We start from the raw sequence: 17,528 nt of genomic DNA, 5'->3' as shown, positions 1-17,528 counted from the left end.
ACCTCCGACACGAGGATTTTCAATCCCCGTCGAGAACAACATGGGATTCGCCCAACCGCCACCCCAACCCCGACCACCGGCTCGCGTGCCGCCCCAGCGCGGCGGCGATGACCTCCGCGCTCCCCGCCACATGCAGCTCGCGCCGCGCGCGGGTGATCGCGGTGTAGACCAGCTCGCGCGAGAGCACGCGGCTGTCGTGCGCGGGCAGCAGCAGCCAGACCTCGTCGAACTCCGAGCCCTGGGCCTTGTGCACGGTCATGGCGAAGGCGCTGTCGTGCGCGGGCAGCGCGGCGGGGTGGAAGGCGCGCGGGGCGTCGGGCGTGTCGCCGGGGAACCAGGCCATGACGCTGCCGTCGGCGTCGCGGAAGCAGATGCCGATGTCGCCGTTGAACAGGCGGTGGCGGTAGCTGTTTTCGGTGATCAGCAGCAGGCGGCCGTGGAAATGCGGGCTGGCGGCCGGGCCGTAGCCGGCGCCGCGGCGCGGGCCGTGGCTGCCGCTCTGGGCGAGCAGGGTTTCGATGCGGGCGTTGAGGGTGCGCGCGCCCTGCGGGCCGTCGCGCACGGCGGTGAGCAGGCGCAGGTGCGCGGCCAGCGCCAGCGCCTGCGCCGGGCTGTCGGCAGCGGCCAGCGCGCGCCAGTGCGCGAGCAGGCGCTCGCGGTGGGGCTGCGGGCCGCGACCCTGCAAGGGGTCGGCCAGCCCCGGGTGGAAGTGGACGCTGGAGAGCGTGCCGCCGCGCAGCAGCGCCAGTGCCGCGGCGCTGTCGCCGTCGCGCACGGCGGCGGCGAGCGGCGCGAGCTGCAGCGCGTCGTGCTGGCGCCAGCCGCGTTGCAGGTGGACGCGGCGGCCGGGGAAGGCGTCCGCGCCCGCGGCGCGGAGGATGCCGCTGAGGACGTCGCCGGCTTCCACCGAGGGCAGCTGGTCGGGGTCGCCGAGCAGCACCAGGCGCGCGCCGTCGGGCACGGCTTCGACCAGCTTGGCCATCAGCGGCAGGTCGATCATCGAGGCTTCGTCGACCACCACCACGTCGTGCGGCAGCGGGTTGTCGGCGTCGTGGCGGAAGCGCGGGCTGTCGGGGATGGTGCCGAGCAGGCGGTGCAGGGTGGTGCCGGTGGTGGGCAGGGCGCCGACGAGGGTCGCGTCGATGCCTTGCGCGGGCAGCGCTTGCAGGGCGTTGCGCACGCTTTCGGCCATGCGCTCGGCGGCGCGGCCGGTGGGCGCGGCCAGCGCGATGCGCGGCGCGGCGCGTCCGGCCTGGCGCGCCTGCGCGGCCAGCAGGACCAGCAGGCGCGCGATGGTGGTGGTCTTGCCGGTGCCCGGGCCGCCGGTGACGAGCAGCAGCGCATGGCGCAGGGCGAGGGCGGCCGCGGCGGCCTGGCGGTCCTCGCCGTCCGCGGCCTGCGGGAACAGTCGGGCGGTCAGTGGAGCGAGCGCGTCGCTGCCGGCGGCCGCGGGCGGGTGCGCGCCGATGCGCCGCAGGCCGGCGGCGAGGCGGCGCTCGTACTCACGGTAGCGGCGCAGGTACAGCAGGCCGGGCGCGCCTTCCCACACCAGCGGGCGGCCGGCGTCGGAGGTTTCCGCGGCGTCGCCGGGCGTGGCGACCCAGCGCGAGGCGGCGAGTTGCCGTTGCCAGGCGTCGGCGGCGGGCCAGGGCAGGTCGCGGGGGTTGTCGACGAGCCCCTGCGGCGACGCCGGATCGAAGCCGGCGTGGCCCTGGGCAACGGCGAGCGAGGCCAGCGCGGCGGCGGCGAGCACGGCATCGGGCGTGTCGGGGTCGAGCCGGCGCAGGCTTTGCGCCAGCGCGTGATCGAGCGTGCGCAAGGCGCCGGCGTGCCACAGGGCGTCGAGCAGCGGCGTGGCGGTCATGCCGGTGCCTCCGCGCGCTTCCGCATGCCGGCGTCGCGATCGCGCGGCCGGGGGCCGGGTTCGCCGGCGAACAACGCGTCGAGGGCATGGATCAGCTCCGGCGCGAAGCGCTGCGCATGCACACCGGGCGCGGGCGCGGCGGCGTGCAGGTCCAGCCCGCGGCAGAACAGGTAGCGGATGCCGCCGAAATCGCGGGCGTAGTCGTAGCCGCCGCCGGCGCCGGCGTCGCCCAGGCGGAAGCGCAGCCAGCGGTGCAACGCGAGGGTGTAGATCAGCGCCTGCAGGTCGTACTCGCTGTGCGCCATCGCCTCGTCCAGCGCGGCGGCGTCGTAGCGCGGCAGGCGGTTGGACTTGTAGTCGAGCACGTACCACTTGCCGGCGTGCACGTAAGTGAGGTCGATCAGGCCGGTCATCAGCCCTTCCAGCCGCTGCCGCAGGCCGAAGCCGCGGCGCTCGCGCAGCACGCCGTGCGCGTGCAGCAGTTGCAGCAGGGCGTCGACGCGGGTGGGCTGCAGGGCGAACTGGAATTCGATTTCGGGGCGGCGCGCATCGGGAGGCAGCTCGCACAACCGCACGCCTTCCGGCAGCGCGACGCGCAGGGTGTGGCCGACCAGCTGCGTGACCAGGGCGCTGCCGGCGTCGAGCACGTCGGCGGCGTAGCCTTCCGCGCGCAGCGCGGCGGCGATGGTGCGGGCTTCGCCGGCCGGCGCGTCCTCGCCCGGTTGCCAACCGCGCCAGGCGGCGAAATCGGCGTGCTCCAGCGCGGCGTGCAGGGCGACGCCGAAGCGCGGGCCAGCAAAGCGCGGGTCGAAGGCGGCGTCGGTCGCCGCGGCAGCGGAGATGTCGCGGACGTCGTCGGCCGCACCATCGTCGGGCGCGGCCAGTTCGTCGCGGCCGCCGGGTGCGGGCAGCGTGGCGGCCGCGGACGGATCGTCGCCGGCCTCGGCGCTGGACAGCTGGGTAAAGCTGTAGACCCACCAGTCGTGCGCCAGCGCGCGCGCGGCGACGCGCGCCGGCGGCACCGCGGCGTCGGACTCGGGCGGCAGCCGCGGCAGGTCGGCGGGCGGCGCGACGGCGTCGAGGACGATGCCCGGCACCGCGGCGAGCGCGTCGCGGTCGCGCAGCAGCGGCGCCAGCGCCGCCTTGTCGTGGTTGAAGAACGGGCCGCTGGCGATCCACAGCGCGTGCCGGGCGCGGGTCATGCCCACGTACAGCAGGCGCGCGTCTTCGGCATGCTGCTCGATCTTCCACGCTGCTTTCGCGTTTTCCCATTCCGCTTCGGGCAGGGGGATGTTCCAGTGCAGGCGGCGCACATTGGCTTCGTGGTGGGCCACGCAATGCCGGCCCGGCGTCGGCTCGTTGCGGCCGATGCCGGCGAACGGCAGGAACACCAGCGGATATTCCAGGCCCTTGCTCTTGTGCAGGGTGACGATCTGCACGCGGCGCGCGTCGGATTCCAGGCGCAGCAGCTGGGTTTCGTCGTCGGGATCGGCCTGCGCGATGCGCCGGCCCAGCCAGTCGACCAGGCCGTGCAGGCCCAACGCCTGCGCCTGCGCTACCTGCAGCGCCTCGGCCAGCTGCAGGTAGTTGCTGACCCGGCGCTCGCCGTCGACCAGGCCGAGCAGGCGCGGCGCGTGCGCGGCGCACAGCTCGCCGACCAGCGCCAGCGGACCGCCGCGCAGCAGGCGTTCACGCCAGGCCAGCGCCTTGCGCTGCCACTCGCGGTGCGCCTCGCCGCCCGACAGGTCGCCGGGTCGGTCCAGCGCGTCGATGGCGGCGGCATCCTCGCCGACCAGCACGGTGGCCAGCGCCGCGCGCAGGCGGCCGTCGTCGCCGCCTTGCAGCAGGGCCAGCAGCAGCGTGTGCAGTTCGCGCGCCTCGCCGGTGGCGAACAGGCTCAGCTTGCCGGCCGCGACTGCGGGGATGCCGACCTCGGCCAGCGCCTGCTGGATGCGGGATGCCTCGTGATGCGTGCGCACCAGTACCGCGATGTCGCCCGGCTGCACCGGGGCGCCGTCGAGGCGGGCGCGGCCGTCGCGCGCCGCGCGCAGCACGCCGTGGATCGCGGCCACGCAGGCGGTGGTGGCGAGCGCGCGCGACTCGTCGGCGCTCCAGGGCTTGGCGTGGCCCTTCGCATCCCGCTGGTTCGGTGCCGGCGCCTGCCACAGCGTGAGCGCGGGCGCCGGCGCGCCGTCGCGCAGGAAGTCCGCATCGCTGCGCTTGCCGCCGGCGACCACCGGATGGAACTCGATGCGCGGATCCACGAACGCGGCCTCGCCGGCCTGCGCGTACAGCGCTTCGATGGCGGCCAGCAGCGACGGCCGCGAACGGAAGTTGTGCGACAGCGCCGGCGCGTGCGCCGCAAGGCGGCCCGCGGCGAGATAGGCGTGCACGTCGCCGCCGCGGAAGCCGTAGATCGCCTGCTTGGGGTCGCCGATCAGGGCGAGAAAGCGCGTTCGCGAGCCATCGGTGCGTGCGCTTTCCAGCGCCGGTGGGCTGGGCCCCTCGGCCGGTCCGTCAGGATCGCTGCCATGCTGCGGCGCCGCCGCTCCGAACACGCGATCGAAGATCTTCCACTGGCGCGCGTCGGTGTCCTGGAACTCGTCGACCAGGGCGGCCGCGTACTGCTTGCGCAGGCCGCGCGCGAGCGCATCGCCGCGCGGGCCGTCGAGCGCGTCGGCGACGCCGTCGATCAGGTCGTCGTAGGTCTGCACCCGGCGCTGGCGCTTGAGCGCGGCCAGGCGCACGCGGGCGTCGTCGCGGATGCGGTGCAGCAGAGCCACGCGGCGGCGGGCCTGGTACGCCTGCACGGCATCGTCGGCCGCGCACCAGGCCGCGAACGCTTCGAACAGCGGCGACGAGGGCACCTGGTCGCGCTTGTCGTCGTGGCAGAAGGTTTGCAGGCGCACGGGGTGCAGCTTGTCCAGGTGGAGCTTGTCGCCCCGCGGCCAGTGGCGGGCCTCGCACCCCGCCTGCAACTCCGCGAAAGCCTTGTCGAAACTGGGGCGCCTGACCCGGCCGCCATGCAGGATCTTGCGGTCGAACGCCTGCGCGATCAGGGCCTGTGCGTCGGCGGCGTGGACGTCGATCGCGGCAATCAGCTTGTCGGCGGCAGCCGAGAGCGCGGGCGCCGGGTCCGCCGGCAGCGGCGCGTCCGGCGGCAGCAGCCGCGGCTCGTGCAGCAGCGCGCGCAGGTCGTCGGCCAGCGCGGCCGGGCCGGTCTTCCACAGCGCGGCGAGGTCGTCGGCGCCGGCCGCGTCGCGGCCGTGCGCGCGCCACAGGTCGGCGGCCAGTTCCGCGCGCAGGTCGCGGTCGTTGGCCAGCAGGGTCGGCGGGTCGAATCCCTGCCCGCTCTCCAGCGCGTGCTCGCGCAGCACGCGCGCGCAGAAGCCGTGGATGGTGAAGATCGCGGCGAGGTCGACTTCCAGCGCGGCCTGCCGCAGCCGGCGCCGCAACGCAGCCTCGCTTTCGCCGCTGCGGGCGCGGTGCGCGTGCAGGATCGCGCGCGTCAGCGCGACCTCGGCGCTGTCGTCGTCGCTCGCCGGCGCATCGACCAGCTCCAGCGCCAGCAGCAGGCGCTCGCGGATGCGCTTGCGCAATTCCTGCGTGGCCGCCTCGGTGAAGGTCACGGCGAGCACCTGGCCCACGCGCAGGCCGCGCTCGACCACCAGCCGCACGACCAGCGTGGCCAGGGTGAAGGTCTTGCCGGTGCCGGCGGAGGCTTCGATCAGGCGCACGCCGTCCAGCGGCAGCTCCAGGTAAGGATCGCGAACGGGCGCGGCGTTCATGCGGCGTCCTCCGCGGCGTCGGCTGCGGGCGGCGCGAGGCCGTCGGGCGCGGTGGCGGGCTGGCCGTGCAGCACCGTGCCGTAGACGGCGAATGCGATCGCGGCGAAGGCCTGCAGCGAGGCGGCATCGGCGAACGGATCGCGGCCGCGCAGCGCCAGCCGCAGCGCGTCGCCGTCGCCCTCGGCCCAGCTGCGCGCACTGCCGCGCCAGCGCGCGGCGGCGGCGCGCGCACCGCGCACGGGGTCGTCGGCCTGGAACAGTTCCCACGCGCTGTACGGCGCGAACGCCAGCGGCCGGCGCAGGCCGTCGGCACGCAGCGCCAGCAGCGCGCGCAATGCGTCGATCGCGGCGTCGGGCGCCAGGAGAGGGCGCGGATACGGACCGATGCCGAGATCCTTGTCGTCGTGGAATTCGACCAGCGGCCTCGCCGCATCCGCCGCGCTGGCCAGCAGCCAGTCCAGCCCATGCCGGATCGCCGACGGCCCGTTGCGCTCGCCGAAGCGCAGCCGCGCGAGGCCCTGCGGCCAGGCGTCGGCGAGGCGGCCGTGCAGGCGCAGCCCGTCGATCTCCACTTCCAGCGGCAACGACTGCGACGGCGCGGCGCCGCGCCACTGCGCGAACCGCTGCGCATACGGCTGCACCTCGGCCAGCACGTCCGCCAGCGCGCGTCGGCCCAGCGGGCCGGACGGCAGCAGGCCGCGTGCGCGCAGCGCGGGATGCAGCGCGGCCGCGTCGTCACCGGCGAGCAGCGCGTCGAACACCGCGCGCTGCAGCTGGTGGCGTTCCAGGCCACGGCCGGGCGCCTGCAGCGGCTCGACGTCTTCGCCCGCCGCGTCCAGCTGCGGCAGGCGCAGGCCCAGGCGCTGGCGCAGGAACTGCTCGGCCGGCGCCAGCAGGAAGCGGCGCAAGGCGTCGAGCGACAGTTCGGTTTCGGCCGCGGGCGGCGGCGCCAGCGCCGCGGTCGCGTCCATCCACGGCGCCAGCGGCGTGCGCGCGCCCGACAGCCGGCCCGCGGCCGGATGCCAGTGCTGGCGGTAGCTGAACTGGCGCGGATCCTCGCTGCCGAACGCGGCCGGCGCGAACGGCTGCAGCGGATGCCGCAGCACCAGCGCCTCGGCGATCGCCGCTTTGTGCTCCGCCCGCTGCGGATCCTCGGCCGCGACGTGGTAGTCCGCCGCCGCCGCGAGCAGTTCCGCCACCACCGCCGAGGGTTCGCGCGCGCTGCCGTCGCGCGGGTCGGCGCCGAGCCAGCTGACGTAGAACACGTCCTGCGCGGCGCCGAACAGCTGCAAGAACAGGTAGCGGTCGTCGTCGCGGGTGGAGCGGTCGCCGGGGCGGCGGCGGTCGGTGCCCAATTCCGCGGTCAGGCGGTTGAGGCCGGCGGCGGGATCGCGACGCGGGAAGTCGCCGTCGTTCATGCCCAGCAGGCAGATGGCGCGGAACGGCAGCAGCCGCAGCGGCACCATGCGCGCGAAGCTGACGCCGCCGGTGAGCAGCGGCGCGCGGGTGTCGGCCGCGCCCAGCGCCGCGGCGAAGTGCGCGCGCACGACTTCGCCCGGCACCGGCGTATCGAACCCCGCACGCGCCGCATCGGCCGCGAAAGCATCGATCAGCGCGCGCAGCCGGTCGAGCGCGCGCTCCGCGTGTTTCGTCGCCGGCGGCCGCGGCAGCAGCGCGTCGAGCAGGCCGAGCAGGCGTTCGCGCCAGCGCGCCGGCGGCAGCGCCTCGCCCAGCGCGCGCTGGGAGCGGGCCAGCACGCGCAGCAAGCGCAGCAGCACGTCGAGCGCGTCCAGCGCGCTGCCTTCCAGCTCCGGCCACGGCGCGACGTGCTGCGCGGTGCCGGCGATTTCGGCGGCGTCGCCGCTGGCGTGGCCGAGCAGCAGCCGGTCCAGCGCGAACTGCCAGGTGTAGGCGTCGTCCTCCGGCGCGCCCCGGCGCGCGCGGTGCGCGGCATCCAGGCCCCAACGCGCGCCGGCCGCGTGCAGCCAGCCGTGCAGGCGCTCGAAGGCAGCGGCGTCCAGGCCCGCCGCTTCCGCCAGCGGCGGACTGGCGAGCAGGTCCAGGGTTTCCTCCAGCCCGAAGCGCGATACCGGCAACGCCAGCAGGCGCAGGAACGCGGCGGCCAGCGGTTCGCCGGCCAGCGGACTGGCGTCGGCCACCGCCCAGGGGATGGTCGGTCCGGAGGCGCCCTCGCCGCGGCCGTGGCCGCCGAACACCGCGTCCAGGTACGGCACGTAGGGATCGATGTCCGGCGCCAGCACCGCGATCTCGCGCGGCTGCAGCGACGGGTCGAAACGGTCGTCTTCCAGCAGGGCGCGCAGGCGGTCGTGCAGCACCTGCAGCTCGCGCAGGCGGGTGTGGCAGGCATGGAACTGCAGGCTGGGGTCGTTGCCGTCGACTTCGCCGCGCGGCGCGCCGGACGGCTGCGCACGGCGGTGGAACAGGTCGGCCTGCAGCCGGTGCAGCAGGCTGTCGCGCAGGCCGCCGGCGGCGAGCGCCGCGCCGGTCGCGGCCTCGGGATCGGCGTAGGCGGGAATGTCGCCGGCGGGATGCACGACCTCGTAGCTGCCCAGCAGGGCCATGAAGTCGCGCCCAGCCGCGCCCCAGTCGCGCAGCAGCGGGTTTTCGGCGGCGGCGGCGCCGGCCGGATCGTCGCCGGCAGCGACGCCCGCGCGCAGGCGCGCGCCCGGCGACTGCAGGTCGCCCCAGTATTCCTGCGTCGGCGTGGGCAGGTAGAAATGCAGCGTGCCGGCGCGGGCCTGGGTGGCCAGCACCCGCAGCACGTCGGGCGAGACGTTGAGGGTGGCGAACACGAACAGCCGCGGCGGCAGCCCGACCGGCACCGCGCCGGCGGGATCGTCGAAGCGCGCGAGATAGTCCTGGATGCGGCGCGCGCGGTGGTCGCGGCCGGCGGCGACGGCGCGCCACAGGATCGCCTGCGGGTCGTCGGGGTCGGCGCCGGCTTCCCAGCGCAGCAGCCAGTCGCGGCGCCAGGCCTGGTACTTGCCGAACACACCGGCTAGTTCGCCGGCCAGCGTCCAGGGCTTCAGCGGGTCCGCGCCGTCGAGGTAGGCGGCCAGTTGCGCCAGCGCCGGGCGCGCGCGCAGCGCCGGATCCCGCAGTGCGGCGTACAGGCGCCAGTGCAGGCTGTCGGCGTCGAGTTCCTCGCCCGCCGGATCCGCACCCGGGGCGGGATTGGCGGCCAGCGCGCGGGCGACGAATTCGCCGGGGGGGAGGAACTCGAGATTGGCGGCGATGCCGTGGCGCGCGGCCAGGGTGGCCTGCAACCAACGCCGCATCGCCGCCTGCGGGATCACGATGGTGTCGGGCGCCAGCAGCGGCCGCCCCGGCACCGGCGTGCGCAGGGTTTCGGCCAGCAGCCCGGCCAGCACGTCCAATGCATTGGAGTGGTAGAGGCGGAAGTCCGGCGGCGCAGGCATCGCGTCATCTTGCCGCAGCGCGGTCGCAGCCGCTGGGATTGCGCTGCGGCCGCCGCACGCGCCGGCGCGGCGAAGCTGCGACAATGGCGGCCGCACTCGGTTGCCATTCAGGCGCCGGCCGCCAAGCTGCGCCGCTTCCGCCCCCCCGTATCGCCCGCTTCCCCATGACTGCCGTCGCCCCCATCGTCCAGCTTGCCGGCCTGCGCCTGGACCGCGGCGGCCGCACCGTGCTCGAGGGCATCGACCTGGTCGTGCCGCGCGGCAGCATCACCGCGGTGCTGGGGCCCTCGGGCAGCGGCAAGTCGACGCTGCTGGCGGCGCTGACCGGCGAGCTGGCGCCGGCCGCGGGCACGGTCGAGGTCCTCGGCGCGCCGCTGCCGCGCTCCCAGCGCGCGCTGCTGGAGCGGCGCAAGGGCATCGGCGTGTTGCTGCAGGGCAACGGCCTGCTCACCGATCTCACCGCGGCCGAGAACATCGCGCTGCCGTTGCGCGCGCACACGCGCCTGCCGCCGCCGGTGATCCGCCGGCTGGTGGGGATGAAACTGCACGCGGTCGGCCTGCGCACCGCCGCCGACCTGTATCCGCGCGAGCTCTCCGGCGGCATGGCCCGGCGCGTGGCGCTGGCGCGCGCGCTGGCGCTGGACCCGCCGCTGATGCTCTACGACGAGCCGCTGACCGGGCTGGACCCGATCGCCGCGGGCGTGATCATGAGCCTGATCGCGCGGCTCAACGCCAGCCTCGGGCTGACCAGCCTGATCGTCAGCCACCACGTGCGCGAAACCCTGCCGGTGGCCGACCGCGCGCTGGTGATCGCCAACGGCCGCATCGTCTTCAGCGGCACCCCGGACGCGTTGCAGGCCTCGCCCGACCCGCTGCTGCGGCAGTTCCTGCGCGGCGAGCCGGACGGGCCGATCGCGTTCGACGCGGCGGCGCGGACGGAGGCGGCCTGATGCCTTTCGTCGCCGCCACCCGCTCGCTCGGCCGCGCCGGCCTGTTCTCGCTGTCGGTGCTGCGCGCCTCGCGCCCGACCCGTGATTTCTTCGCCGAACTGGTGCGCGAGATCTACAAGATCGGCGCGCGCTCGCTGCCGATCATCGCCGTCGGCGGCGCCTTCGTCGGCCTGTCGGTGACGCTGCTGGGCTACCGCGCGCTGGAGACCTACGGCGCCGCCAACCAGATCAGCGCGCTGGTGGGCCTGGGCCTGTACCGCGAGCTGGCGCCGGTGCTGACCGCGCTGCTGTTCGTCGGCCGCGCCGGCTCCTCGATCGCCGCCGAGCTGGGGCTGATGCGCGCCACCGACCAGATCACCGCGCTCGGGCTGATGGCGATCGACCCGGTGGCCAAGGCGGTGGCGCCGCGCTTCTGGGCAGCGCTGCTGTGCGTGCCGCTGCTGACCGCGTTCTTCTGCTCGCTGGCGATCAGCGCCAGCTACTTCGAAGCGGTGCACGTGATCGGAATCGAGGCCGGCGCGTTCTGGCAGGTGCTCAGGGACGCGGTCGATTTCCGCGACGACTTCCTGGTCGCCTTCGTCAAGGCGGCGGTGTTCGGCGGCACCGCGGCGCTGGTCGCAGCCTATGTCGGCTACCACGCCGAGCCGACCATCGAGGGCACCTCGGTGGCGACCACGCGCGCGGTGGTCAACGCCTCGCTACTGGTGCTGATGTTCAATTTCGTGCTGTCGGCCTTCCTGTTCCAGGGTTGACCCGAAGGGTCGAGTTGATCGCGGCTTGCGCCGCTCCTACGCAATGGCTTTCGAGGTGCTTTCATGAGCGTTCGCGGTCCCCGTCTCGAATTCGCGGTCGGCGCCTTCCTGCTGCTGGCGCTGGCCTCGCTGCTGGTGCTAGCGCTGGCCTCGACCAACGGCCGCTTCGGCTTCGGCCAGGCGACCTATCCGCTGACCGCGCGCTTTACCAACCTCGGCCAGCTGCGGCCGCAGGCGCCGGTCAAGATCGGCGGCGTCACCATCGGCAATGTGGCCGACATTCAGCTGGATCCGGTCAAATTGGACGCGGTCGTGACCCTGGCCATCGATGCCCGTTACCGGGACCTGCCCGCCGACACCGCGGCCGGCATCCTCACCGGCGGCCTGCTCGGCGAGAGCTACGTCGGACTGCAGCCCGGCGGCGACGTGGAAACCCTGAAACCCGGCGAGGAAATCGCATTCACCACGCCGGCGGTCGACCTGATCCAGCTGGTCGGCAAGTACATGTTCGGCGGCGGCCAGGCCGCGGCCGAGGCCGGCGGCGACGCCGCCGGCAGCACCGCCAATCCGCCCCCCACGGAATGATCCTTATGTCCAACGACCACTGCTTCTCCGTTCCCGTCCGCACGCGCCTGCGCGGCGTGCGCGCCACGCTGCCGCTGGCGCTGGCCGCGGCGCTGCTGGTCGCCGCGCCCGCCGCCGTGCTGGCGCAGCCGCCGGCGGCCACCGCGCCCGCGGCCGCCTCGCCCAGCAAGCTGGTGCTGGACAACAGCACCCGCATCCTGGCGACGCTGGAGCAGCGCCGCGCCGAGTTCGCCGGCAACCGCGCCGCGCTGGAGCGCTTCGTCTCGACCGAGTTCAACAGCATCTTCGACCGCGACTACGCCGCGCGCCAGGTGCTCGGCCGCCACGCCCGCGGCGCGTCGGACGCCGACGTCCAGCTGTTCGCCGACGCCCTGGCCGACAACCTGATGCGCCGCTACGGATCCTCGCTGCTGGACTTCAACACCCGGCTGCGGGTGCGGATCAAGTCCGAGACCGCGTTGCCGCGCGGGCTCGGGGTGAAAGTGGCCAGCGAGCTGCTGCGCAGCGGCGGCGAGCCGATTCCGGTCGACTACCTGATGCGCCGCTCCGGCGGCAACTGGAAGGTGTTCGACGTGATGGTGGAGGGGGTGTCGTTCGTGCAGACCTTCCGCCAGCAGTTCGACAACGCGCTCACCCACAAGTCCATCCGCCAGGTCGCGGCGGACCTGCGCAGCGGCAAGGTGCAGGCCGATGCCGGGCGCTGAGGCGGCCACGGTCGAGCGCAGCGGCGCAACGCTGCGTTTCGCCGGGGCGCTGCTGCGCGCGGACGTCGCCGCGCTGTGGCGGCACGCGCTGCCGCAGTTGCCCGGCGTCAGCGGCTTCGATCTGGGCGCCGTCGCGCGCGTGGACAGCGCCGGGGTGGCGCTGCTGGCCGAACTCGCCGCCCGCGCCGACGGCGCGATCGCCGTCGTCGGCAGTCCCGCCGGGCTGGACGAACTGCGCGCCGCGTACCGGCTGACGCCGGCGCTGGCGTTCGCCTGAGCGGCGCCGGGGCCGCGTCGCCGCCGGGCAAGGATTAAACTGCCGCCCCCATGCGCATGCCGATCCCCGTTGCGGTGCTGTTGCTGTCGCTGATGCTGGCGTGCATGCCGGCGCGGGCGCAGGACGCGCCGACCGTGCAGCCCGCCGAGGTCGCGACCTGTCCCGTGGTCGCGGCTCAGTCCGCCGATGCCGCGGCTGCCTGCTCCGACACCGCAGACGCCGCCGCGAGCGGGCCGCCGGAGGCGACGCCGGCGCCGGTCGCGCCCCTCGCCGCCAGCCCCGCCGCGGCACCGGTCGAGCCGGTCGAGCCGGTCGAGCCGGTCGAGCCGGTCGAACCTGTCGAGTCCGCCGAGTCCGCCGCAGCTAGCGCGACGGCAGAGGCCGCAGCTCCCGCGGAGCCGCCCGCGGCCGACACGCCGACCCAGGCCGAACTCGATTACGCCGCGCTGTACGGCGACCAGCACTACGATCCGGTCGCCGATCCGGCGCTGCCGGCGCCGGTCGAACTGCCCGCCAGCTACGACCCGTGGGAAGGGCTCAACCGCAAGGTGCACCGCTTCAACAATGCGGTCGACCGCAGCGTGGCCAAGCCGCTGGCCAACGCCTACGTGGCGGTGGTGCCGCGGCCGCTGCGGCTGGGCGTGGGCAATTTCTTCGGCAACCTCGGCCAGCCGGTCAGCGCGCTCAACGCGCTGCTGCAGGGCAAGCCGAAACAGGCGGCGCAGGCGTTGGGGCGGTTCGTGCTCAACGCCACGCTAGGCATCGGCGGCCTGTTCGATCCCGCCTCCGACGCGAACCTGCCCTATCACAGCGAGGATTTTGGCCAGACCCTGGGTACCTGGGGCTGGCAGCGCTCGCGCTACGTCGAGCTGCCGCTGTTCGGCCCGCGCACGCTGCGCGACGTGTTCGGCCTGGCCGGCGACGCGCCGCTGGCGCCGATCCGGCGGATCGAGAACGATCCGACCCGGGTGTTCCTGCAGGGCCTGCAGCTGGTCGACGTGCGCACCCAGCTGTTCGCGGTCGACCGCATGCGCGAGGGCGCCACCGACGATTACGCGCTGGTGCGCGATGCCTGGCTGCAGCGGCGCAAGTACCAGATCTCCGGCGACCGGCAGCAGCACGACGACGAGCTACCCGACTACCTGCGCGACGACACCACCAACCCCAGCGTCCCCGCCGACGCGATGCCGGTGATGCCCAACAACGGCTACTAGGCGCGCAAACCCGAAGCCGGAACGTGGCCGCACCGGAAGGCGCCGCCACCGGGCGAGCGGGCGGTTTTACGCCTTCCTACGATCTCCTGTCTTCAAGTCGGGGCGCAGACCATCCATGGCCTGATCTTCAAGTCATGGCCTGCACTTGGGAGATCGGCTTCGGAAGGACTCGCCGCCCGGCGGGCTGGGGGTGCTGCGCCCTCCTGACGACCTCCTGTCTTCAAGTCGGGCCGCGGGCTATGCCTGGCCTGACGTCGCGTTATGGCCTGCAATCGGGAGATCGGCTTCGGAGGGAGTCGCCGCCCGGCGGGCTGGGGGTGCTGCGCCCTCCTGACGACCTCCTGTCTTTAAGTCGGGTCGTGGACCCTCCATGGTCCACTCTCCGCACCCCCAGCCCGCCGGGCGGCGACTGCGCGAGATTGGAGTCCGTCGCTTCGGGCTGGTTTTCTCTACAAACGCCGACTCACTGGGCAGAAGCCGGTGGCCCGGCCTGTGCGGGACCGTCGGCGGCATGGGTCCGGCGCATTGCGCCGGACGGGTGGACCAGGGATGGTCCACCCCGGTCTTGCCGCCTGCGCAGGAGTGCGCAGGCGAGCAAGCCGCCGAGGAGCCTACAGGGACGTATTCACGGCGTGTCCCGTACAGGTCGGGCCACCGGCTTCCCCCACGGAAGCTTCCGCGCTTGAAGGAAAGTCTTCAGGCACCCCTGCACAGGCTGGGCTACCGACTTCCCTCGCAGGGATTCCCGCAACAGCGACACAAGCCGCGAACGCTGCAGGAGCGGGTGGCGACGACGGACTCCCGGCGCATCCCTCGCAGCTTGTGCGCTCCTACGGTCGGAACACCGATAGGCGACAGTGCCTCGCCGGGGGTGGGCCGCGTCTACGAATCGGCACCGAGCAGCTTGGCGGCTTCCTCGCCGGGCAGCGACTCGACCTCGCGCAGCTGGCGCTGGATCGCGCGCGTGCGCACACCGGTCTGCTCGATCTTGTTGCTGGCTTCCTGCAGCTTCTTGTGCACCCCGTCGAGCACCTCGCCGAACTTGCCGAACTCGGTCTTGACCGCGCCCAGCGTGCGCCAGACTTCGCTGGAGCGCTGCTCGATGGCGAGCGTGCGAAAGCCCATCTGGAAGCTGGTCATCAGCGCCAGCAACGTGGTCGGGCCGGCGACGGCGATGCGGCGGTCGCGCTGCAGCGCCTCCACCAGCCCGGGGCGGCGCAGCACTTCCGCGTACAGGCCTTCGGTGGGCAGGAACAGGATCGCGAACTCGGTGGTGTGCGGCGCGGCCACGTACTTGTCGCAGATGCGCTGGGCTTCCAGCCGCACCCGCCGCTCCAGCGCCTCGCCGGCGGCGCGGGCCGCGTCCTGGTCGGCGTTCTCCTGCGCGTCGAGCAGGCGCTCGTAGTCCTCGCGCGGGAACTTGGCGTCGATCGGCAGCCACACCGGAGCGTCGCCATTGGAGCCGGGGAAGCGCACCGCGAACTCGACCCGCTCGCTGCTGCCGGGGACCGTCGCGACATTGGCGGCGTACTGGTCGGGCGCGAACACCTGCTCCAGCAGGCCCGCCAGTTGCACCTCGCCGAACACGCCGCGCGACTTGACGTTGGTCAACACCCGCTTGAGGTCGCCGACGCCGGTCGCCAGCTGCCGCATCTCGCCGAGACCGCGCTGCACGTGCTCCAGGCGTTCGGACACCAGCCGGAAGGATTCGCCCAGCCGCGTCTCCAGGGTGGACTGCAGCTTCTCGTCGACGGTGGCGCGCATCTGCTCCAGCCTGGCCTCGTTGCCGGCCTGCAGCTCGCGCAGCGACTGCTCCAGGGTCGCGCGCATCTCGCCGATGCGCTGCTCGTTGCGCTGGGTAAGCTCCTGCAAGCGCTGGCCGAGCGCTTCGGCAAAGCGCTGCTGCGCCTGCGCGCCTTCTTCCCGCGCCTTGCGCGCGTCCTCGCCCAGCGCCTCGCGCAGCACGTCCAGGCGCTGGTCGGTGCGTGCAGTGAAGTCGTTCAGGCGCAGGCCGAAACCCTCGATCCGCTGCTGCTGCTGCGCCGCGAGGCTGTCGAGCTGCTGGCGCAGCTCGCCGCGGCCCTCGCGCTGCTCCGCGCGCAGGGCCTGCTCCAGTTGCGCGCCCAGCTGCTGGCCCAGGCGCGGATCGGGCTTGCGCAGCAGCAGCGCCAGCAGCAGCACGAGCGCGGCCGCGACCGCGGCCAGCAGCACGCCGAGAAGCAGGGTAGTGACAGGCATGCGGCCAGTGTAGCGGCGCCGGTCGCAGGCGGTGCGACCGGCCCCCGCGGCCACGCCGACCCGCGGTCCGCGGCGCACGGCGCGGTCCATCATCCGGCGCACACCGGCTGCCGCCTAGGATCGGGGCATGGACCGCATGCAGGCCCTGACGCTGCCGCCGTTCCGCCCCTATGCCAACCTGAGCGGGCATTCCGGCGTGGCCGCCTTCAGCCTGCTGCCGGGGGCGATCGCGGTGCGCTTCGTCGACGGCGCGGTCCATCTGTACGACCACGACTGCCCCGGCCCCGGCCACGTCGCGCGGATGCAGGCGCTGGCGCGCGCCGGCCGCGGGCTGGACCGCTACATCCGCCGCCGCGTCGGCCGGCGCTTCAGCGCCCGCCTGGCACCGGCGGACGCGGATGCGACGCGGCCTCAGTCGAGAGCGCGGCAGAACACCGCCTTGAGGTAGCGCGACTCGGGCACCTGCGCCAGCCACGGGTGGTCGGCCCCGGCGCCGGCCACCTTGAGCACCTGCAGCGTGCGCCCGGCGTAGAACGCGGCGCGGCGCAGCATGTCGAGGAACTGCTCCTCGCTGACCAGGCCGGTGCAGGAGAACGTCGCGAACAAGCCGCCGGGGCGCAGCACGCCCAGCGCCAGCTTGTTCATGTCCAGGTATTTCTTCAGCGCCGGGATCACCTGCTCGCGGTCGCGGGTCATCTTGGCCGGATCCAGCACCACCACGTCGAAGCGCTCGCCGTTGGCCGCGGCGTCGCGCAGCCACGGGAACAGGTCGGCCTGCACGAAGCGCGGCTTGACGCCGCTGCGGAACGGCGCGTTGAGGTGCGCGTTCTCCCGGGCGATGTCGAGCACCGCGGGATCGATGTCGATGCCGATCACTTCGCTGGCGCCGCGCACGGCAGCGTACACCGCGAAGCCGCCGGTGTTGCAGCACAAATCCAGCACGCGCTTGCCCGCGCAGCGCTGCGACAGCCACTGGCGGTTCTCGCGCTGGTCGGCGAAAAAGCCGGTCTTGTGCGCGCCGGCCGGGTCGGCGCGGAAGCGGATGCCGTATTCGCTGATGGTGGCCGGCGCGGTGCCCAGGGTGTCCTTGTAGTCGAAGCTTTCCTGTTTCTGCACGTGCTCGTCGGCGAAGCTGTGGAAGCGGCAGCCCGGGAACAGCGTGCGCAGCGCATCGAAGATCCATTCGCGGTGGCGCCACGCGCCGGCGCTGAAGAAGCCGACCACCAGCAGGTCGTCGTAGCGGTCGACCACCAGCCCGCTGATGCCGTCGCCCTCGCTGTGGAACACGCGCCAGGCGTTGCTCGCCTCGTCCAGCTGCAGGACTTCGCGGCGCAGGCGCACCGCTTCGGCGAGCTTGCGCAGGAACCAGGACGCGTCCACCGCCACGTCGGGATCGTTTTCCAGCATCCGCAGCGCGATCCGCGAATGGCCGTTGTAGAAGCCGCGGCCGACGAACACGCCGTCGACGCCGACCACCTCCACCAGGCTGCCGGGCTTGGGCCGCTGCGCGGGTTTTTCCACCAGGCGCTGGAAAATCCACGGGTGGGTGGAGTTCCAGGCGTTCCTGAGGCGGACGACGGGCAGCGGCTCGGCCATGGCGGCGATCACACGGTTGTCACGGAAAACCGGTATTGTCGCCCAGGAAGGGGAGTAACTCCGTACACGGTCGTCGTCATGACGGGCTCAGGCCCCGGCGCCGTGGCAGGCCAGCGGCCT

12 protein-coding genes are annotated in these 17,528 nt (G+C 73.9%); 7 read left to right on the top strand and 5 right to left on the bottom strand.

Translation table 11 applies throughout. The features are described 5' to 3' along the window. Nucleotides 1–19: 19 nt before the first annotated feature. Genes recD through recC form a run of 3 tightly spaced genes read right to left on the bottom strand, consistent with a single transcriptional unit; the run spans nt 20 to nt 9,092 of the window. Nucleotides 20–1,864, bottom strand: a complete 1,845-nt coding sequence (gene recD / locus D0Y53_RS03830) for an exodeoxyribonuclease V subunit alpha (protein ID WP_117201885.1) — start codon at nt 1,862–1,864, stop codon at nt 20–22. Continuing rightward, entirely contained in the window at nt 1,861–5,652 is a 3,792-nt protein-coding gene (locus D0Y53_RS03825; protein ID WP_117201884.1) for a UvrD-helicase domain-containing protein, read from the bottom strand. The genes recD and D0Y53_RS03825 overlap by 4 nt, the downstream gene beginning before the upstream one ends. Continuing rightward, nucleotides 5,649–9,092, bottom strand: coding sequence for an exodeoxyribonuclease V subunit gamma (recC, locus tag D0Y53_RS03820; RefSeq protein ID WP_117201883.1), 3,444 nt, complete (start codon nt 9,090–9,092; stop codon nt 5,649–5,651). The genes D0Y53_RS03825 and recC overlap by 4 nt, the downstream gene beginning before the upstream one ends. 164 nt (nt 9,093–9,256) lie before the next feature. On the opposite strand from recC, the gene D0Y53_RS03815 reads away from it, so the two are divergent. From D0Y53_RS03815 to D0Y53_RS03790, 6 genes are all read left to right on the top strand, one after another. Continuing rightward, nucleotides 9,257–10,042 carry an ABC transporter ATP-binding protein gene (locus D0Y53_RS03815; protein ID WP_117201882.1) on the top strand — a complete coding sequence of 262 codons (786 nt, stop codon included), beginning with the start codon at nt 9,257–9,259 and terminating at the stop codon, nt 10,040–10,042. Continuing rightward, nucleotides 10,042–10,794, top strand: coding sequence for an MlaE family lipid ABC transporter permease subunit (locus D0Y53_RS03810; RefSeq protein WP_117201881.1), 753 nt, complete (start codon nt 10,042–10,044; stop codon nt 10,792–10,794). Before D0Y53_RS03815 ends, D0Y53_RS03810 begins: the two co-directional genes overlap by 1 nt. Before the next feature lie 63 nt (nt 10,795–10,857). Further along, nucleotides 10,858–11,379, top strand: a complete 522-nt coding sequence (gene mlaD / locus D0Y53_RS03805) for an outer membrane lipid asymmetry maintenance protein MlaD (RefSeq protein WP_117201880.1) — start codon at nt 10,858–10,860, stop codon at nt 11,377–11,379. Between the two features lie 56 nt (nt 11,380–11,435). After that, nucleotides 11,436–12,083, top strand: a complete 648-nt coding sequence (locus D0Y53_RS03800) for an MlaC/ttg2D family ABC transporter substrate-binding protein (RefSeq protein WP_233511649.1) — start codon at nt 11,436–11,438, stop codon at nt 12,081–12,083. Next, a complete protein-coding gene (locus D0Y53_RS03795) occupies nt 12,070–12,360 on the top strand; it encodes an STAS domain-containing protein (RefSeq protein WP_117201878.1) in 291 nt (96 codons plus the stop codon). Before D0Y53_RS03800 ends, D0Y53_RS03795 begins: the two co-directional genes overlap by 14 nt. A gap of 56 nt (nt 12,361–12,416) precedes the next feature. Next, nucleotides 12,417–13,574 carry an MlaA family lipoprotein gene (locus D0Y53_RS03790; RefSeq protein WP_233511635.1) on the top strand — a complete coding sequence of 386 codons (1,158 nt, stop codon included), beginning with the start codon at nt 12,417–12,419 and terminating at the stop codon, nt 13,572–13,574. Nucleotides 13,575–14,456: 882 nt separating this feature from the next. On the opposite strand, the gene D0Y53_RS03785 is transcribed toward D0Y53_RS03790, so the two are convergent. Beyond that, on the bottom strand, nt 14,457–15,812 hold the full coding sequence (locus D0Y53_RS03785; protein ID WP_117202054.1) for a DNA recombination protein RmuC: 1,356 nt from the start codon (nt 15,810–15,812) through the stop codon (nt 14,457–14,459). Nucleotides 15,813–15,939: 127 nt separating this feature from the next. Here D0Y53_RS03785 and D0Y53_RS03780 point away from each other — a divergent pair, with 127 nt between their 5' ends. Next, nucleotides 15,940–16,260 (top strand): hypothetical protein, encoded by a 321-nt coding sequence (locus D0Y53_RS03780; protein ID WP_233511634.1) that lies wholly within the window; start codon nt 15,940–15,942, stop codon nt 16,258–16,260. Here the strand turns inward: D0Y53_RS03780 and D0Y53_RS03775 are convergent. After that, entirely contained in the window at nt 16,224–17,408 is a 1,185-nt protein-coding gene (locus tag D0Y53_RS03775) for a class I SAM-dependent rRNA methyltransferase (RefSeq protein ID WP_117201877.1), read from the bottom strand. The genes D0Y53_RS03780 and D0Y53_RS03775 overlap by 37 nt on opposite strands. Nucleotides 17,409–17,528 lie beyond the last annotated feature (120 nt).

The organism is Cognatiluteimonas weifangensis (genome assembly GCF_003416885.1).
GTDB classification, from domain to species: Bacteria; Pseudomonadota; Gammaproteobacteria; order Xanthomonadales; family Xanthomonadaceae; genus Cognatiluteimonas; species Cognatiluteimonas weifangensis.
The sequence above is the reverse complement of the archived record's forward strand: the minus strand, read 5'-3'. Positions and strand labels throughout refer to the sequence as shown.

Excerpts from the sequence above, each read along its gene's own strand:
- D0Y53_RS03790 (WP_233511635.1), top strand. The coding sequence starts at position 12,417 with ATGCCGATCCCCGTTGCGGTGCTGTTGCTGTCGCTGATGCTGGCGTGC.
- D0Y53_RS03795 (WP_117201878.1), top strand. The coding sequence starts at position 12,070 with ATGCCGGGCGCTGAGGCGGCCACGGTCGAGCGCAGCGGCGCAACGCTG.
- D0Y53_RS03825 (WP_117201884.1), bottom strand. The coding sequence starts at position 5,652 with ATGAACGCCGCGCCCGTTCGCGATCCTTACCTGGAGCTGCCGCTGGAC.
- recC (WP_117201883.1), bottom strand. The coding sequence starts at position 9,092 with ATGCCTGCGCCGCCGGACTTCCGCCTCTACCACTCCAATGCATTGGAC.
- D0Y53_RS03775 (WP_117201877.1), bottom strand. The coding sequence starts at position 17,408 with ATGGCCGAGCCGCTGCCCGTCGTCCGCCTCAGGAACGCCTGGAACTCC.
- D0Y53_RS03780 (WP_233511634.1), top strand. The coding sequence starts at position 15,940 with ATGGACCGCATGCAGGCCCTGACGCTGCCGCCGTTCCGCCCCTATGCC.
- D0Y53_RS03815 (WP_117201882.1), top strand. The coding sequence starts at position 9,257 with ATGACTGCCGTCGCCCCCATCGTCCAGCTTGCCGGCCTGCGCCTGGAC.
- recD (WP_117201885.1), bottom strand. The coding sequence starts at position 1,864 with ATGACCGCCACGCCGCTGCTCGACGCCCTGTGGCACGCCGGCGCCTTG.
- mlaD (WP_117201880.1), top strand. The coding sequence starts at position 10,858 with ATGAGCGTTCGCGGTCCCCGTCTCGAATTCGCGGTCGGCGCCTTCCTG.
- D0Y53_RS03785 (WP_117202054.1), bottom strand. The coding sequence starts at position 15,812 with ATGCCTGTCACTACCCTGCTTCTCGGCGTGCTGCTGGCCGCGGTCGCG.
- D0Y53_RS03810 (WP_117201881.1), top strand. The coding sequence starts at position 10,042 with ATGCCTTTCGTCGCCGCCACCCGCTCGCTCGGCCGCGCCGGCCTGTTC.